The sequence below is a fragment of the Sphingobacterium thalpophilum genome, from assembly GCF_038396785.1.
GTDB lineage: Bacteria > Bacteroidota > Bacteroidia > Sphingobacteriales > Sphingobacteriaceae > Sphingobacterium > Sphingobacterium thalpophilum_A.
Genome location: NZ_CP151087.1, coordinates 240,775 through 256,981, shown reverse-complemented (window position 1 = coordinate 256,981; position 16,207 = coordinate 240,775). Strand labels below are relative to the sequence as shown.

The 16,207-nt window shown below is 43.0% G+C and carries 16 protein-coding genes; 9 read left to right on the top strand and 7 right to left on the bottom strand.

Translation table 11 applies throughout. From position 1 onward, the window contains the following. The first annotated feature begins 38 nt into the window (after positions 1-38). The 7 genes from AACH28_RS01190 to AACH28_RS01160 all read left to right on the top strand — a co-directional run bounded on the left by AACH28_RS01190 (position 39) and on the right by AACH28_RS01160 (position 7,256). Complete coding sequence (locus tag AACH28_RS01190; RefSeq protein WP_341832011.1) at positions 39-608, top strand: DUF6428 family protein; 570 nt, start codon at positions 39-41, stop codon at positions 606-608. 15 nt (positions 609-623) lie between these two features. After that, entirely contained in the window at positions 624-1,043 is a 420-nt protein-coding gene (locus AACH28_RS01185; RefSeq protein ID WP_341832010.1) for an arsenate reductase ArsC, read from the top strand. 21 nt (positions 1,044-1,064) lie between these two features. Further along, positions 1,065-2,138: an ACR3 family arsenite efflux transporter gene (arsB, locus tag AACH28_RS01180; protein ID WP_341832009.1), complete on the top strand. Its 1,074-nt coding sequence runs from the start codon at positions 1,065-1,067 to the stop codon at positions 2,136-2,138. A gap of 45 nt (positions 2,139-2,183) precedes the next feature. Next, a complete protein-coding gene (locus AACH28_RS01175) occupies positions 2,184-3,092 on the top strand; it encodes an SMP-30/gluconolactonase/LRE family protein (protein ID WP_159332966.1) in 909 nt (302 codons plus the stop codon). 265 nt (positions 3,093-3,357) lie between these two features. After that, the gene (locus AACH28_RS01170; RefSeq protein ID WP_159332967.1) at positions 3,358-4,215 is read left to right on the top strand and encodes a retropepsin-like aspartic protease; all 858 of its coding nucleotides are present in this window, start codon (positions 3,358-3,360) and stop codon (positions 4,213-4,215) included. Positions 4,216-4,260: 45 nt separating this feature from the next. Then, the gene (locus AACH28_RS01165) at positions 4,261-4,686 is read left to right on the top strand and encodes a hypothetical protein (protein ID WP_341832008.1); all 426 of its coding nucleotides are present in this window, start codon (positions 4,261-4,263) and stop codon (positions 4,684-4,686) included. Between the two features lie 239 nt (positions 4,687-4,925). Beyond that, a complete protein-coding gene (locus AACH28_RS01160; RefSeq protein WP_341832007.1) occupies positions 4,926-7,256 on the top strand; it encodes a GAF domain-containing protein in 2,331 nt (776 codons plus the stop codon). A 529-nt stretch (positions 7,257-7,785) separates the two neighbouring features. Here AACH28_RS01160 and AACH28_RS01155 read toward each other — a convergent pair. The 7 genes from AACH28_RS01155 to AACH28_RS01125 form a co-directional block, all read right to left on the bottom strand. After that, entirely contained in the window at positions 7,786-8,628 is an 843-nt protein-coding gene (locus AACH28_RS01155; RefSeq protein WP_341832006.1) for a helix-turn-helix domain-containing protein, read from the bottom strand. 221 nt (positions 8,629-8,849) lie between these two features. Beyond that, on the bottom strand, positions 8,850-9,263 hold the full coding sequence (locus tag AACH28_RS01150) for an SDR family oxidoreductase (RefSeq protein WP_341832005.1): 414 nt from the start codon (positions 9,261-9,263) through the stop codon (positions 8,850-8,852). A 10-nt stretch (positions 9,264-9,273) separates the two neighbouring features. Next, a complete protein-coding gene (locus AACH28_RS01145) occupies positions 9,274-9,606 on the bottom strand; it encodes an SDR family NAD(P)-dependent oxidoreductase (RefSeq protein ID WP_341832004.1) in 333 nt (110 codons plus the stop codon). A gap of 249 nt (positions 9,607-9,855) precedes the next feature. Beyond that, positions 9,856-11,175 (bottom strand): NAD(P)-dependent benzaldehyde dehydrogenase MdlD, encoded by a 1,320-nt coding sequence (gene mdlD / locus AACH28_RS01140; RefSeq protein WP_341832003.1) that lies wholly within the window; start codon positions 11,173-11,175, stop codon positions 9,856-9,858. Positions 11,176-11,300: 125 nt separating this feature from the next. Next, positions 11,301-12,227 carry an AraC family transcriptional regulator gene (locus tag AACH28_RS01135; protein ID WP_088161795.1) on the bottom strand — a complete coding sequence of 309 codons (927 nt, stop codon included), beginning with the start codon at positions 12,225-12,227 and terminating at the stop codon, positions 11,301-11,303. 58 nt (positions 12,228-12,285) lie between these two features. Beyond that, positions 12,286-13,062, bottom strand: coding sequence for an SDR family NAD(P)-dependent oxidoreductase (locus tag AACH28_RS01130; RefSeq protein ID WP_341832002.1), 777 nt, complete (start codon positions 13,060-13,062; stop codon positions 12,286-12,288). A gap of 152 nt (positions 13,063-13,214) precedes the next feature. Continuing rightward, entirely contained in the window at positions 13,215-13,865 is a 651-nt protein-coding gene (locus AACH28_RS01125) for a transcriptional regulator (RefSeq protein ID WP_341832001.1), read from the bottom strand. 330 nt (positions 13,866-14,195) lie between these two features. On the opposite strand from AACH28_RS01125, the gene AACH28_RS01120 reads away from it, so the two are divergent. Beyond that, positions 14,196-15,191 (top strand): aldo/keto reductase, encoded by a 996-nt coding sequence (locus AACH28_RS01120; RefSeq protein WP_341832000.1) that lies wholly within the window; start codon positions 14,196-14,198, stop codon positions 15,189-15,191. A 78-nt stretch (positions 15,192-15,269) separates the two neighbouring features. Continuing rightward, positions 15,270-16,193, top strand: a complete 924-nt coding sequence (locus tag AACH28_RS01115; RefSeq protein ID WP_159332976.1) for an AraC family transcriptional regulator — start codon at positions 15,270-15,272, stop codon at positions 16,191-16,193. Positions 16,194-16,207: the final 14 nt, after the last annotated feature.

Sequence of the window (16,207 nt, the reverse complement as noted above, 5' to 3'; positions counted from 1 at the left end):
AAAATTTATATCAATTAATCGTTAAATTGCAATATAGCATGAACAACTCCGAATTTATCAACTGGGAAACGTTTAAAACGCAGCTCCAGCAAAACCCGAATCAAATTTTACAATTTGAATATGCAGCAGGTAAATGGGTAGATCCCTCCTACCATATCACAGAAATCAAACAGGCTCCGATCGTATCCGTCGATTGTGGTGGCGTAATGAACTCCTGGACTGAAATCATTGTCCAACTATGGGAACCAAGGGAAACAGAAGAAGGCCGTGCAATGCAAGCAAGTAAAGCGATGTCTATCGTGGATATCGTTGAAAAGAAATTACCGCTTAATCCCAATGCTATTGTAAAAATTGAATTTGGCAACTCGCAGTTCGATACACGCCAAATGTATCCGGGTAATTTTACCGTGTCCGGACAAGATTTAATCGTTAACCTTACTCCAGATTATACCCAGTGCAAAGCCATTAACCGCGGAGGAAGTTGTGGCACCACGTCAGCTGGAGAAGAATGCTGCGCCCCCGTTGCCAAAGCCGAACCTGTAAAGCTGGAAATGGTTAATCTGGCTGCTGATGGCCCCGTTTGTAAACCTGGTGGCGGCTGCTGCTAATCAAGAACTTAAAAAATGGAAAAAATATTGGTACTCTGCACCGGCAACAGTTGCCGCAGCCAAATTGCAGAAGGATTTTTAAGACATTTCGCAGGTAGCCGAGCCGAGGTTTATAGCGCCGGCATAGAAACGCATGGTGTTAACCCTAAAGCCATTCAGGTTATGGCTGAAGCCGGCATTGATATCTCATCCCACACCTCTAATCATGTCAATGAGTATGCGGCAATAGACTTTGACTATGTAATTACGGTCTGTGATAATGCCAAAGAGAGTTGTCCATATTTTCCTTCAAGGGCTAAAAAACTACATTACAATTTCCCAGACCCGGCAAAAGCTACCGGGACGGAGGAAGAAGTTATGAATGAATTCAGAAGGGTACGTGATCTTATCAAAACATACAATGCTGAATTTGTAGCGGAAAATCTCGATAAATAAACATCCCACTAACAAAAAAATATGTCAGCCAACAACTGCGCCCCAGCACATGAAAGGAAAAAATTGAGTTTCCTCGACCGATACCTTACCTTATGGATTTTCCTGGCGATGGCAATCGGAGTATCTATTGGATTCCTTTTCCCGTCTTCGTCTGATTTTATCAATTCTTTCTCAAGTGGCACCACCAATATTCCACTTGCCATTGGCCTGATACTGATGATGTATCCACCACTTGCCAAGGTGAAATATGAAAATATGGGCAAGGTATTTAAGGACACAAAGATACTGGGGGCCTCCCTACTCCTGAACTGGATCATAGGGCCTATTTTAATGTTTATCCTAGCTATTGTATTTCTGCGGGACTACCCCGAATATATGATCGGCCTTATTCTTATCGGGCTAGCCCGCTGCATTGCAATGGTCGTTGTATGGAATGAGCTGGCAGAAGGAAACCGCGAGTATGCCGCTGGACTCATCGCCCTCAATAGCATTTTTCAGGTTTTATTGTACAGCGTCTATGCTTATATCTTTATCACCGTTCTGCCCCCAGTATTTGGGATGAAAGGTCTTGATGTCAATATTTCGATCGGTCAGATTGCGGAAAGTGTCGGAATTTATTTGGGCATTCCCTTTGCAATGGGCATAATCAGCCGTTATGGCCTGATTAAGTTAAATGGAGAAGAATGGTTCCAAAGCAAATTTGTACCGCTGATCTCTCCCATCACCTTAATCGCATTATTATTTACAATTGTAGTCATGTTCAGCCTGAAAGGCGAACTGATCGTTCAGATTCCTATGGACGTTGTCAGAATTGCGATTCCTTTGGTGATCTATTTTGCCATTATGTTCCTGGTGAGCTTTTTTATCGGTAAACGAATGGGCGCAGATTATTCCAAAAATGCAGCCATTTCTTTTACAGCTTCCGGTAATAATTTTGAGTTGGCTATTGCAGTTGCTATTGGCGTCTTCGGCATCAACAGTGGCCAGGCATTTGCCGGTGTTATCGGTCCACTCGTGGAAGTGCCTGCATTGATTGCCTTGGTCAATGTAGCTTTTTGGTTAAGAAAGAAATATTACAAAGGCCAGGTGGTATAGCCCAAGAAAATTATTTATTGCCAGAAAATTGATAAATTAGTTGATATGTTCCATTCAGCTCATTCTCGCAGGCACTGGCCTACACTCCTGCTGTCCGTACTCTTCTCCTTAAATGGCTTAGATCTCAGCGCACAGTTGTTTCATCAGGACAGCTTAAAATTAATAGCCCGACAGTTTGCCTTTACCGAAGGGCCGGCAGTGGACAAGGCCGGGGACATCTATTTTACCGACCAGCCCAACAACAAAATCTGGAAATATAGCACCAAAGGGCAACTTGCGCTTTTTAAAGATTCTGCAGGCCGCGCAAATGGATTGTACTTTAACCATCAGGGGCAGCTCCTTGCCTGTGCCGACGAAAAGAACGAAATCTGGTCAATCAGCAAAGATGGTCAGGTTACCGTCCTGCTGACAGCTGTCGATGGAAAGAAACTGAATGGTCCAAATGATCTTTGGGCAGACAAGAAAGGTGGCATCTACTTTACAGACCCCTTTTATCTGCGCGATTATTGGACCCGGAAAAAGCCAGAAATAGCGGGGCAGAAAGTCTACTACCTTCCTCCAGGAAAAGCGAAGAAACCCATCGTAGTAGCTGATGATGTCAGCAAACCGAACGGCATTGTCGGCTCGCCCGATGGAAGATACCTTTATGTCGCAGATATCGAACGGAATAAAACGTACAGGTATACCATTGAATCTGACGGCAAGCTCAGCGGACAGACAGCGCTTATCGATAAAGGATCTGACGGGATGACATTGGATCATCAAGGAAATATTTACCTAACGGGCAAAGGCGTCTTTATTTATAGTCCGACGGGCCTGCTGATTGGCCATATTGAAGTAAATGAACCATGGACATCCAATGTCTGTTTTGGAGGTGAAGATCGTACGGTTTTATTTATAACCGCATCAACAGCTATCTATAAGATCCCCATGCATACCCAGGGAGTGGATTAATACCAACGAAAGAAAAAACATTTTCTTGTCTCGTGTTCCGACCGTAATGAACAAGCTGGAATTTTTGAATTGATGCTGATAGAAATTGAAAGTGTGTCGACAGCTGTCTTTATTACCTGATAAGTAACAGTCCAGTTTTAAAGGTAGATGATGAAACTATAAGCAATTTTATTTATCTTTATATTGAAATAAAGATTCGCTTAGCTATTCTGGCAAAAGCGATTAAAAATGACCATTTCATCTTTAAATCTAAAATCACTCCGACATGTATAAAACCGTATTAACGAGGCAATTTTATTTAAGCATAATCGCCATCATAATCTTACCATTTACCACCTTGGGCCAAAGCCTTCCATTACAACTATTAGCCTCCGGTCATATTGTAGTAGAAGCTGAAATCGAAGGAAAGAAAGGAAATTTTATCTTCGATACAGGCGGGGGGATTAATCTTTTTTTTGAAGATTTTGCCAAAGACCTGAAAAAAAATGAAAGCTATAATTTTCTCACGGCATTTCGCGCAACAGGTGAAAAAATGACAATCCCTATTTACAGATCCTCTACCATTAAATTCAATGGTAAAGAGTTTAATGATATTCCGTTTTCAACATTCGACATGAAATTGGCCGGTATTAATGGCCTAATTTCCCTTCCAATGCTTTACGACACTGAGTTTATAATAGACTACACAAAGAAACAGCTTATTTTTCCGAAGGAAAAACTAAAAAGTGAGAAAATTATTCAGATACAACTGACGACCAATGCCGATCGATCTCTTGATATCACCACGGAAGTATATCTAAACGACAAGTACAGGATCAACATTTTATTGGATTCAGGAGCTGGCGATGATTCATTTTGGTTTAGCGATCGGTTTATCCCTATCTTGGGATTGGATCCGTCCAAACTGGAAATAACGGCGAGAGCTAGTGAGTTTAATCCCGAGATAAAAACAAAATATTACAAAGGAAGAATTTCATCTGTCTCCAATTCTTTCTCAAAAGTAGAGACTCCTACGGTCTCATTTGTTGAAGGATTGATCTATGAAGGAAAGACCAGCATCAATTGGCTGGGCAAAAAGCTCGGATTCAACTTAAAAGAAAAGAAGATCTATTTATTGGATTAATCACTCTTAGATTTATATAAAATTTGGATTATTAAAAAATACAAGATGAATACAATAAAACCTCTATTGATCATTGTCCTATTTTTACTATGCAATCTTAAGCACATACAGGGCCAGCAACTTACCCAGTATGGAAAATCCGATACACTTTCGATTAAATCACAAATCTTTAATTCCGATAGAAAAGTCATACTCACCAAATCGTTAATGGGCAAATCGGATACGTTGGCAAGGAAGACCGTTATCTATTTTGATGCTGACGATACCCACATAAACGGAACTGTTTTGCAATCTGCAGATAACCTTACCGCGACTGCTGAAATGCCCAAATCAAATCTGGTCGGCATCATGCAGGTCGATCGAAATACAGAATTTCTTGAAAAAGAAAAGTTAGCAGCTTTTCTCGTAAAGGAATTGATCCCCCTGACTTTTGGGAAAAGGAGAACATCAGAACTGCAAGCAAAAGGTTAAAAGAAAAAATCAAAAAATGTAAGTAATACGCACTACAAAAACAGCTGAAACCGCATCAGTTCGTTCATATTCTTGCACTGTAGTTTTCGAAGCATGCAACATTATTTGCAAACACAGTTCAATGGCGTCAATGTCATTGCAGTGTTTTTATCCGTCCGCTTTGGGTTTTCTTTTCGCCGATTATTTTATATTTTTGTACATCTTCCAGCAATAATCTAATTTAGTCGGGAACAACCATTATGCAGTTTAACTTCGCCTTTGATTCCAGTCCGTTTAAAACCCTGATCGCTTTTCATAATATTATACCATCCTTTGAAGCAGCGGCCCTATCGCCGGTTGGCTTTCAGGCCAGTTATGCCCGATCGCTACTGGAAGAAATCAGCAAATACCCCGAACTTATTGATGGGATCGAAAAAGCAGAAGACCTTCTGCGCTATGAGCCTATTATCAAGGTGCTGCTGGCCGACCTGTTCCCGAGCTCACTGACACATAATGAGATCAAGGCCGTTACCATTCCCTTCCATCTCTATACGTTCAACCATACCGCAAGACTGGAAAAAATATTAGCGGATGCCGGCGATCACTATGAATTTAGTCTTCGTGATATCTCGCCCGATACCTATTATATTCTCAATTGCTGCGTTATCATCAGCCAGTATTACGGCTTTAAGGTGGATGCCATGGATGCCCCCCTCTTCTTGGATATTCCAGATAAGAATAATATCATCCATCATTACCGCGTCTTATTCAATGCCGATTTTATCGATGTCCTTCCGACAGAACAGGCGCTCGATCTTACGGCTGAAGATATTACCGAACTGGTCGATAACTTTTCGGATATTGCCCTATGGAAGTCCAAATTTCCCGAGCAGAGCTGGATCCTGAAAGGCTTTTCCATTATGACGCTTTTTGATGCGACCATTGAAAATGCTGAGTCAAGCTTCAAAAGCAATCTGCTGCGCGAAAAAAGTGCTGTCCAGCTGGCAGAAATAGAAAGCATTTTCAGGTCGATTTATAAAATAAATGATCTGCGCATCGGATTGACCTCCTTTGAAAAGGTCAGGAACGAGTACAACTTACGGATTGTCGAAAAACAGCTGTACAGTCATCTGCTTTACGATTCGACGATCGAGGAATGTGAAAACATGCTCTGCAGCGAGACCTTGGAGAACCTGCTCACCAAGGATGAATATTTTGTTGTACCGGATATTGACAAGCTGCCGCTGGGTGATCCAAAGCAGGCCTATTTTATCAACAAGCTCAAGCAGCAACAGGTGAAGAGCTTTATTTTTGTTCCCCTCGTCGAAGGCGACAAAGTGCTGGGCTTACTGGAAATGTCCTCATCCAAAGTGCGGGAGCTCAATTCGGTCAATGCCAACAAGCTCAACTTCATTTTACCCTTTATCAAAGATAAAGTCTCGAAAGCATTTGCCGAAACTGAAAATCAGGTCGAAGCGGTGATCCAAAAGGAATATACCGCCATACACCCTAGTGTCAAATGGCGGTTTCAGGAGGAAGCCATCCATTTCCTCAACGACCGTGCCTTTGGAAAAGACTATGTCCTGCAGGAAATCGTCTTTGACCATGTTTATCCGCTCTATGGACAGATCGACGTACAGGGGTCCTCAGAATCCCGCAATCAGGCCATCCGTCAGGACCTCATCAATCAGAGCAAGGAACTGATCGCACTGTTCACGGCAGTCAACCAAACGCAGCGATTGCCACTCTTTGAGCAGAAGGTCTTCGATCTGGAAAGAAACCTGACGACGCTGCAGCAAGCGCTGCTGACCGATACGGAACAGCTTATGCTCGATTATTTTAACCAGGATATTCACCCTATTCTAGAAAATTTCAGGAAAAACAACAAAAATAGCGTCGCCACCGAAGCCATCGACCGCTATTTTGAGCGGATCAACCTCTCTATCGGCGGTTTTTATGAGGCCCGACAGGATTATGACAACTCCATCACGCTGATCAATAAAAAGCTGGTGGCCATCCTCGACGAAAAGCAGGTGGAAGCCCAAGAATACTTTCCACATTACTACGAGCGCTACAAGACAGACGGTATCGAGCACAACATGTATATCGGGGCCTCCATCGCTCCCGGTCGGAATTTTGAGCTCTACTACCTACGCAATTTACGGCTGTGGCAGCTGCAGGTGATGTGCGCGATGGAACGCGAGTTTAGGCAGCTCCAGCCCGCCCTTCCGCATCAGCTGGAAGTGACCTCATTGGTACTGGTCTTTGCCACCCCCATTTCCATCCGCTTTCGCATGGACGAGAAGCAGTTTGATATCGATGGATCCTATAATGTACGCTACGAGATTGCCAAGAAACGCATTGATAAAGCCAAGATCAAGGGCTCGACGGAGCGCATCACACAAAAAGGCAAACTGGTTGTTGTCTACTCCAATGTACATGAAGAAACAGAATATATGGGATACATCAACCTACTACAGCACAAAGGATTACTCGACGAAAATATCGAGCAGTTTGAGGTGGAAGATCTGCAGGGACTGGTTGGTCTGAAAGCGATCCGTGTGGGATTCAATTTTCAAGATCTGCACTAAAGTAATTCCTGGTGTTCCATCAGGTAGGCCAAGAAGAGTATCATCTAATGATCTGTTTGCGGATACGGCTCAAACTTTTGGGGTTCATGCCGAGGAACGATGCGATATATTGCATGGGTACGTTGTGCAGCAGATCTGGCTGTTCGGCCATGAGCTTGAGATAACCTTGCGCTACCTACATTCCTCATGCTTTGAGCGTGAAATTGCATCCGGGGAAACGTTTCGTTGACTAAACAAATATACTAAAAGCGATTGACATACTAATAAAATTAGTAAATAATTATCGATTTATTGAAATAAATACTTGATTTCAATCAGGATTTGAAAAAGCAAAGTCACGATTTACAAAAGCCTTTTTTAAAGCTGTGGATATTGCTCCATATCAAATGACGCAGCCCGGGGGCTGCGTCATTGAAAAAATAGTCTTTGTGAAATGCCGCTTAGGGTTTGCGGTTGCCTACCCTCACCGATCTGTCTGGTTTATACTCATCCCAGCCCTTAGACCGCAAATGATATACGATATCCAAAATTATTGATCTCTTTCGTTACGGTACAAATGGGGTTGTTTGCCGGTATGTTTCTTGATGAAATTTCTGAAATTTGCGACATTACTAAAACCTATTTCGAAAGAAATCTGTAAAATGGATAGATTCGAATGTCTGATCAAGCGGATAGCCTCCTGGACTACAATTCCCGAAATGAATGCTTTTGCAGATTTTTCGCTGTTAGCTGCGCATAGCGCGGAAAGCCTTCTGCTTGTAAGTTTTAATTTATTGGCATAAAAACTGACGGACGTACTTTCACGATAATACTTGTATACCAAAATGTTAAAGCTATTAAAAACAATCTGCTCCGATGAACTGCACAGCTTTGATAGAATCCCCTGAAGAGAGAGCCTGTAATGTCCTTCCATTAAAATTGACTCGACACAGTGATGAGCGACCAGATCCAATATTTCCGGTCCCTGTACCCGCGCCATTTTTATGCGTTCAATAATAGCCCCATCAAAATAGGCCTGATTTCCCATTTTACCTTCAATTTGTATGGCATTCTGAATGCCATAGAACAATATGGAGTTGAGCATCTTCACGTCGGATTTTGATCGCAGATAAAACGCTGCGGTAAATGATAGCACATAGCCCCCTATTGGTGCATCCTTCATGAATTTGATTCGCTTTCTAGGCCCTACAAATAGTAGCTGTCCGCTATCCAGCGTATAAAACTCCCTATTTACAGCAATGACGATCGGTTCATTTATTTTTATGATGTAATAAGTATCACTTGCTATATCACTTTCGGTTTGTTGGAATTCGGCGAGTGTACAAATCCCAAAATCCTGTAGCCCTATTTCTAGGTCCTTACTATTCATCATCGTCTCGATAAGCGTTTATACAGTTATCAGCACGAGAACCTCCTGCAGATCATCTTCACTTGTCTGAGATCATAAGCTGCCCCTGTTTGGAACCCAAATCGGATTGGAAGCTGTGCTATATTATGAAGCTATGCTGTATTATGAAGCTGTGCTATGTTATCATGCTCTGTTATCTGTGTATCAAAAGACAGTCAGCTTTGACTGCCTTTTGCTTACACATGTTATCTTGTGGTATACCCGCCATTGGCGAAAATAGTCTGTCCAGTTATCCACCAGCCATCCGTTACCAGAAACTCAATCAGTGGTGCAATGTCCTTAATATCGGTAAGTCCACCCAGCGCAGACGCCGACTTGTGATAGGCCACAGCATCTTCAGATTCCTGTCCGTAGAAGAAAGGTGTATCCATCGGACCCGGAGCTACTGCCGTAACTGAAATTCCACGCGGTCCGAATTCCTTAGACGCAGCCCTTGTAAAATGTTCTACAGGGGCTTTTATTCCCGCATATGTCGAATAAAGGCCCGTATAGGCTGCTAATAAAGACGTAACGACAGTGCAGATTTTGCCATTGTCGTTGATCCGCTTGCCGGCTTCGAGAATAAAAAAATAAGCGGCCTTCGAATTAATATCACTCATGCTGTCGTACTCAAGCTCTGACGTCTCTACAAACGGTTTTTTTCAGTACTTTACCGACTGTATTGATTGCGATATCAACCTTTCCGAACTTTTCTTCGGCTTGGTCGAATAGCGCTTTTATATTTGATAGCTGTGTAAGGTCGCCCTGGACAAGCAGTCCCTCGGCACCAATCGCTTGTACATCCGACAATGTTTTTTCTGCCTCGGCTCTTGTGCTCTCACTATTGTAGGGAATGACAAGCTTTGCTCCTTGTGCCGCAAAATCCCGGCTCAACAGTCCCCCTAAGTTTTTCGCACCACCTGCGATCAAAACTACTTTTCCGTTTACTTCTTGATTTGCCATAAATTTGAAAATTTAAATCCATCGCCCACTGATTTGCCGTGGACGTCTGGATTACAGGTTTAGATTCTATCAGCGCTTATTCGGGCCTCTCAAAGCCATTTTACCCCGCTGGAATCTCTCAAACCAAATATCAATAATTTAGCTGCCAATCAAAAAAAACAGGGTTTCACAATGCTATCACACTTATCAAAATAGTAAATAGTCCACTGGTTATCAACCCATATGCTTCGATAGCTAGAAGGAGTAGCGCTATTTTACCTGCAGGATCGAACGCTGGTGGCTAAAGTTTTCCAGACTAAATCTGCCGTGATATTTTCCCATTCCCGAAGCACCTACGCCACCGAAAGGAAGATAATGCGATCCGACGTGGATCAATGTACTATTGATCTCCGCATCGCCGCTGGTGGTTCTTGCGATCACGTCATCGGCAAATTGCTGACTTTCAGAAAACACATAAAGCGCCAATGGCTTGGGTCTGCCATTGATCTCTTTCAGCACTTCATCGATATTGCTGTAAGTTAAAATAGGAAGGATCGGACCAAAAATTTCCTGCTGCATCACCGCGTCATTCCAGTTGACATCGTCCATCAAGGTTGCTTCAAAATGGCGTGTTTCCAGATCATATTTTCCCCCATAAATAACTTTTTCGGGAGCGGCATCCAGGTATCCCGCTAAATTCCCGATCTGATGCTGACTTACAATCTTACCGATTTTCCCTAAAGATTCGTCGTTGTACGTAGCTTTAAGATAAGATTTCAACTGATCGATAAAGGCGCCCTTCACAGATTCATGCACATACACGTAATCCGGAGCAACACAGGTCTGTCCGCAATTGATCCATTTGCCGGCAGAAATGCGCTGAACGGCTTTTTCGATATCCGCATCATGGTGTACGATCGTTGGGGATTTTCCGCCCAGTTCCAAAGTAAGCGGAATCAGTTGTTCGGCAGCTGCCTTCATGACAATTTTGCCAACATTAGGGCTTCCCGTAAAAAAGATGTAATCAAAAGCAAGGCTCAATAGATAGGTGTTTTCTTCAATAGCGCCCTGAAAAACGGCAACATATTGTTCATCAAAAGCTTCGCTAACAATATCTTCAATAACCTGGGCAACATGGGGCGTGTTTTCAGAAGGTTTGATGATAGCCGTATTTCCGGCCATCAGGGCCCCGATCAGCGGACTGAAAGTCAACTGCACCGGGTAATTGAAGGGACCTATAATATAGTTTACACCGTAGGGCTCATAGATGTACTTACTGATGACTTCCGCTCCCGAAGCATGCGGTTTTGATTTGACATAGGTTGGTTTTGCCCATTCTTCCATATTTTCGATCATATCGTCGAGTTCATCGAGAACAATCTGAACTTCGACGTATTCTGCTTCTGCCCTGCTTTTTCCAAGATCGATATTCACTGCTTCACAGATCGCATCCGTATAACTCGCAAAAACTTTACGGAAATTTTGCAACTGTCTTTTACGGAATGTGATTTCCTTCGTTGCTTGCGTGCCGAAAAAGTCTTTCTGTTTTTCGAATACTTCTCTTATTCTGTTTTTAATTTCTGTAGTCATTTGTTCATGATTTTATGCGTTTTAAAACACACCTAGCACATAAACTGTTTGTTTTAATAAAGTAAAAGTATCTAGCGTGTTTATATCTTGTAGAACAAGATTGTGGTGCTTAACTACTCAACTTCTTACTTTGACTTAAACATCCCTCTAAATTCCAGTGGCGTCTGAGCGGTTTTCTTTTTAAACAGTTTGCTGAAACTCTGTGCATGCTCAAAACCCAGTTCGTAAGCAATTTCATTTACGGTAAGTTGTGTCGTTGATAATTTCTCTTTTGCTCGCTCAATAAGTTTATGGTGGATATACTGCTGCGTGCTCTGGCCAATGAGCGAACGTAGCATATCGCTTAGATAACCCGCAGACACATTCAACTGCTCCGAAAGAAAATGGACCGTTGGCACTCCCTGAATTACCGAATGATCATGATCCAGATAATCATCCAACAGCGCTTCTGCCTTCAGTAGAATATCATTGTTTATATTTCTTCGCGTAATGAACTGCCGCTTGTAAAACCGGTTGACGTAGCTCAGCATCAACTCCACCTGCGAGATAATGACTTCTTGGCTAAATTCGTCTATCCGATTGTCAAGTTCATTTTTCATAAAATTCAAGATCGCTATCATTGTTTCTCTTTCCTGATCAGATAGATGTAATGCTTCATTCACAGAATAAGAAAAATAACCGTACTTCCTAATTTTATGGGCTAAAGGGGAACCCAGGAAAAAGTCAGGATGGATCAGCAGCAGATAAGCATAGGTATCCCTATTATATTCTGTGCTACCCACCAATTGATTGGGCGCAAAGAAAAGCATACTTCCTTCATTAAAATCATAATAACCCCTGCCGTACTTGAGTTTTCCGCTGTTTTTTGTTATAAAAGTTATCTTGTAGAAACTTAGGACATCGTATATTGGTGCCATATCGGTATTGAATGGATTATCCTGATTGAAATGGACCAGGCTAATCAGGGGATGCTGCGGTTTTGGCAGGCCAAAAGCTTCGTGACTCTCGGATATAGAAATAAAGCGTTTTAACTTATCCTCTTTCTTTTTCATACAATAAATTTATAAAAAAACCTGTAGCTTATAGCTACAGGTCTTCCTTTGTGTGATTCTACCAGGGCACTTGATCGCCTTGTTCTGTGCGATAGGTCGCCGGTCCAGTAAAGCTTCCATTGGGTATATCTTCCGCCAGTGCCACGCGTATCGGTTCAAGTGAGCCTTCCTCCACCGTATCTGTACCTTCAAAGTTATTCAGGGCTGTCGCTGTAAAACCCGGACTTACCAGATGCACCTTAACATTTGTATTTTCCAATTCATTTGCAAGAGAAAGGAAAACACCATTTAAAGCGGTTTTCGAAGCGCCATATACGGCATCAAATCCACTACGGAATGTATTGTCTGGATCTGCATTCAGGGTTAGTGAGCCTAGAGAACTTGAAACGGTTACGATCCTAGATTGTTTTGCATTCCGGAGGAAGGGCAATAAGGCCTGTGTTATGGCAAGCGTGCCAAAGACATTGGTTTCCCAAACCTGGCGCATTTCAGCTATGGATGTGACGCTTGCCTTCTGGGCACTAAGAATTTCCCACATTGTACGGCCGGGGATCCCTGCGTTTGAAATTGCCGCATTATTGACCAGCAGAGTAAGGTACCCAAACTCATTTTCTATTTTACTGACAGCATTCCTGATTGAATTATTGTCGGTAATATCCAGCTGAATGGCATGCGCTTCACCCCCCATCTGATTGGCGGCATCCTTTCCTTTTTCTAAATCTCGTGATCCAACAAACACATGATATCCATTTTCAGCAAGAGCTTTGGCAATCTGAAAACCAACACCTGTATTGGCACCTGTAACTAGGGCTACTTTTATTTCATTTGTCTGCATGTTAAACTTATTTAAATGTAACAGGACAAAGTTCCGCAACTATGGGCGGTCAATTGTAGCTGAATTGAGGATATTTCTAACCAAAATAAGGGTAGATTCAGATTCAGATTCAACGGTTGGGCGACTGTACTTTATTTATTAATGTGGAATAATTAATTGCGCGCGGGATACGTTGGCGCTGGATAATCCCTATCGACATGCATCTGATTGATCAAAATCTCCTTGATCAGGTGATTCATTCTCTTATCATTGACGTCGATTTTTACGATTTTGTGGCTATAATAGGTGTCGCTTTCAAACTCACTTTCGATTTTCTCGGCGAATGCAGGCGATAGTGATTTGTAGTTAAGTACAACTTCGGTTTCCTTTTCGGCTATTTTTTTTAACGTCAAAGTCCAGATTACCCCATACTCCGGAGAGAAAAAGACTTTTCTCGGCGGCGGTACTTTCAATTTTTTATTCTTTAACGAATACGTATACAGCATATGAATACTTGGTTTGGAAACATCTTTTGCCGCAGCAGTGACCAATTTATGATACTCTTTTTCGTTATCCACAACCGTTTCAATGCTTATCCCCTGCTCCTCGATTTCAAATCGGGCAGTCGAATCTGTACTTCCCAGGGCTGTGATTTTCATCTTGCTGTCGACAAACTGGCCGGACATATCGGGGATGCCCTCTTTTACGCGGTCAAAACTTGCCGCTAAACGCATCGGAACCAATTTAGTCGTCAGCGTTTGCGCATGTAGGCTACCCGCTGTAGCAATAAAAAAGAGTATTATACCAACATATTTTCTCATCATGATTGTTTTAATTTAGCGATTTCAAAACGATTAAAATCTGATCTTGAGACCTGATATTCATGTAAATTACACTTTTTGTCAGTTGTTTCCCTCTATTGTTCGAAATCTGGCTAATCGCATTTACAATCCGCTGGATATTAATTCATATTCGCAACAGTTGGCTAATCAGATTCAAATCGTTTAAAAAAGCTTCAGAAGATGCTTATAACGATAAATTCAGGGTAGCTTAATTAGCGATTAGATCCGTAATTCAGTTACAAGTTTCCGTAATTGGGGTAAACATGCTGCAGGCTCTGCTTTGTAATTTTGGGTAACAAAAATAAGAAGCAGATGAAAACAAGAAAATTAGGCACGCAGGGACTTGAAATTCCAATGATCGGCTTAGGCTGTATGGGGATGAGCAGTTTTGCGTCCACTGGCGATATCTACGGGAAGGCCGACGAAAAAGAATCCATAGCCACCATCCATCGATCGTTGGAACTGGGAGGTAACTTTTTGGATACGGCCGATCTGTATGGACCCTTTGAAAACGAAAGGTTGATCTCCAGGACCATACGGGGCAAGCGCAACGACTATATCCTCGCCAGCAAGTTCGGCTTTGAGATTGATGATAAGGACCAGGTGACCTGGCGCATAAACGGTCGGCCAGATTATATCCGAAAGTCTATCGAGCGCTCGCTGAAAAACCTCGATACCGATGTGATTGACCTCTATTATATGCACCGCCCCGACCCCAATGTACCCAATGAGGAAACCGTAGGTGCCATGGGCGAGCTGGTCACAGCGGGCAAGGTCAGGTACCTAGGCATTTCGGAAGTCAGTGCCGAGCAGATCCGCAAGGCTCATGCGACCTTCCCGATCACGGCTGTGCAGAATGAAATCTCCCTGTTCGGACGCGAAGTAGAGACCAATGGCGTATACGATCTGACACAGGAGCTGGGTATAGGCCTGGTCGCCTACTCCCCTTTAGGCCGTGGATTTATCACGGGTGAGATCAAGTCGCCGGACGATATCCCCGAAGATGATTTCCGCAGGCTTATCCCGAGGTTTCAGGGCGAGCAGTTTTATAAAAACCCCGATCTGGTGCGTGAACTTGAACAGATTGGAAAAGAAAAAGACATTACTTCGTCCCAGCTGGCCCTTGCCTGGCTGATCCAGAAAGGAATCGTGCCGATACCGGGGACAAAAAGAGTGCGCTATGTGGAGCAGAATATCGCCGCAACAGACATCCTGTTGACCGCCGAAGAGCTGCAACGCATTGAGGCTATTCTTCCGGTCGGACTGGATACCGGATCCCGCGATGTAAGTATTCCGCTGCAATCTTAAAAAATATAAATGCCCTGCGCGCAGAAAGCGCATGGCATTTTACTTAAATTAGGCTATTATTTAACAGGCAAAAAGAGCATGTCAAAGAAAGAACCCGTACTGATCAGGATCAACAGTATCGCTGACTATCATGAAGCGCTACAGCTGCCCAAACCGCAGCATCCGCTTTTTAGCATCACCGATTTCTCCAAAAACAAGCATATACATCCAACGGTAGAGACCACCTTTCAGCTCAACCTGTACTGCATTTCCATCAAAGAAGATGCGCAATGCGTATTGGGTTATGGCCCACATCAGTACGACTTCCGGGAAGGCCTGATGACCTTCTTTAAACCCGGGCAGACGATCAGTGTTGATCCCGATACTGCCCATGCCGAAGTAGGTTATTCCCTTGTTTTCCATCCCGATTTTATCCGCACCTATGACCTGGCACACAAAATCGGCAGCTACAGTTTTTTCGATTACGAAGTCAACGAAGCACTTTTTCTGTCCGATCGGGAAAAAGAGCAGATCCGAAATATCGGAAAAGGGATCTTAAGCGAATATGACAGTCCGATCGACAGCTATAGCCAGGATGCCATTGTCAGTTTCATCGAGCTGTTGCTGGTGTATTCGCAGCGGTTTTATAACCGGCAGTTTATTACGCGTAAGGTACACAATGTACCCTTGGTGAGCCGGTTTGAACAATTGCTGGATCAGTATTTTGAAGCCGACACCGAACGCAAGGGTTTACCGCAGGTGGGCTACTTTGCTGAGCGGCTGAATATGTCGAAAAACTATTTAAGCGATTTATTACGGTTGCAGACCGGTGAAAGTGCACAGAACCATATCCAACATAAACTCATCGAAAAAGCGAAAGATCTGCTGTCCAGGTCGCAACTTTCCGTTGCCGAAATTGCCTATCAGCTGGGTTTTGAACAGCCACAGTCACTCAATCATTTATTCAAAAAGAAAACGGAGCTCTCACCGCTAGAATTTAGACGGAAGATGGCCTCAAGCTAAGATAACATCCTTAA

Excerpts from the sequence above, each read along its gene's own strand:
- AACH28_RS01190 (WP_341832011.1), top strand. The coding sequence starts at position 39 with ATGAACAACTCCGAATTTATCAACTGGGAAACGTTTAAAACGCAGCTC.
- AACH28_RS01185 (WP_341832010.1), top strand. The coding sequence starts at position 624 with ATGGAAAAAATATTGGTACTCTGCACCGGCAACAGTTGCCGCAGCCAA.
- arsB (WP_341832009.1), top strand. The coding sequence starts at position 1,065 with ATGTCAGCCAACAACTGCGCCCCAGCACATGAAAGGAAAAAATTGAGT.
- AACH28_RS01175 (WP_159332966.1), top strand. The coding sequence starts at position 2,184 with ATGTTCCATTCAGCTCATTCTCGCAGGCACTGGCCTACACTCCTGCTG.
- AACH28_RS01170 (WP_159332967.1), top strand. The coding sequence starts at position 3,358 with ATGTATAAAACCGTATTAACGAGGCAATTTTATTTAAGCATAATCGCC.
- AACH28_RS01165 (WP_341832008.1), top strand. The coding sequence starts at position 4,261 with ATGAATACAATAAAACCTCTATTGATCATTGTCCTATTTTTACTATGC.
- AACH28_RS01160 (WP_341832007.1), top strand. The coding sequence starts at position 4,926 with ATGCAGTTTAACTTCGCCTTTGATTCCAGTCCGTTTAAAACCCTGATC.
- AACH28_RS01155 (WP_341832006.1), bottom strand. The coding sequence starts at position 8,628 with ATGATGAATAGTAAGGACCTAGAAATAGGGCTACAGGATTTTGGGATT.
- AACH28_RS01150 (WP_341832005.1), bottom strand. The coding sequence starts at position 9,263 with ATGAGTGATATTAATTCGAAGGCCGCTTATTTTTTTATTCTCGAAGCC.
- AACH28_RS01145 (WP_341832004.1), bottom strand. The coding sequence starts at position 9,606 with ATGGCAAATCAAGAAGTAAACGGAAAAGTAGTTTTGATCGCAGGTGGT.
- mdlD (WP_341832003.1), bottom strand. The coding sequence starts at position 11,175 with ATGACTACAGAAATTAAAAACAGAATAAGAGAAGTATTCGAAAAACAG.
- AACH28_RS01135 (WP_088161795.1), bottom strand. The coding sequence starts at position 12,227 with ATGAAAAAGAAAGAGGATAAGTTAAAACGCTTTATTTCTATATCCGAG.
- AACH28_RS01130 (WP_341832002.1), bottom strand. The coding sequence starts at position 13,062 with ATGCAGACAAATGAAATAAAAGTAGCCCTAGTTACAGGTGCCAATACA.
- AACH28_RS01125 (WP_341832001.1), bottom strand. The coding sequence starts at position 13,865 with ATGATGAGAAAATATGTTGGTATAATACTCTTTTTTATTGCTACAGCG.
- AACH28_RS01120 (WP_341832000.1), top strand. The coding sequence starts at position 14,196 with ATGAAAACAAGAAAATTAGGCACGCAGGGACTTGAAATTCCAATGATC.
- AACH28_RS01115 (WP_159332976.1), top strand. The coding sequence starts at position 15,270 with ATGTCAAAGAAAGAACCCGTACTGATCAGGATCAACAGTATCGCTGAC.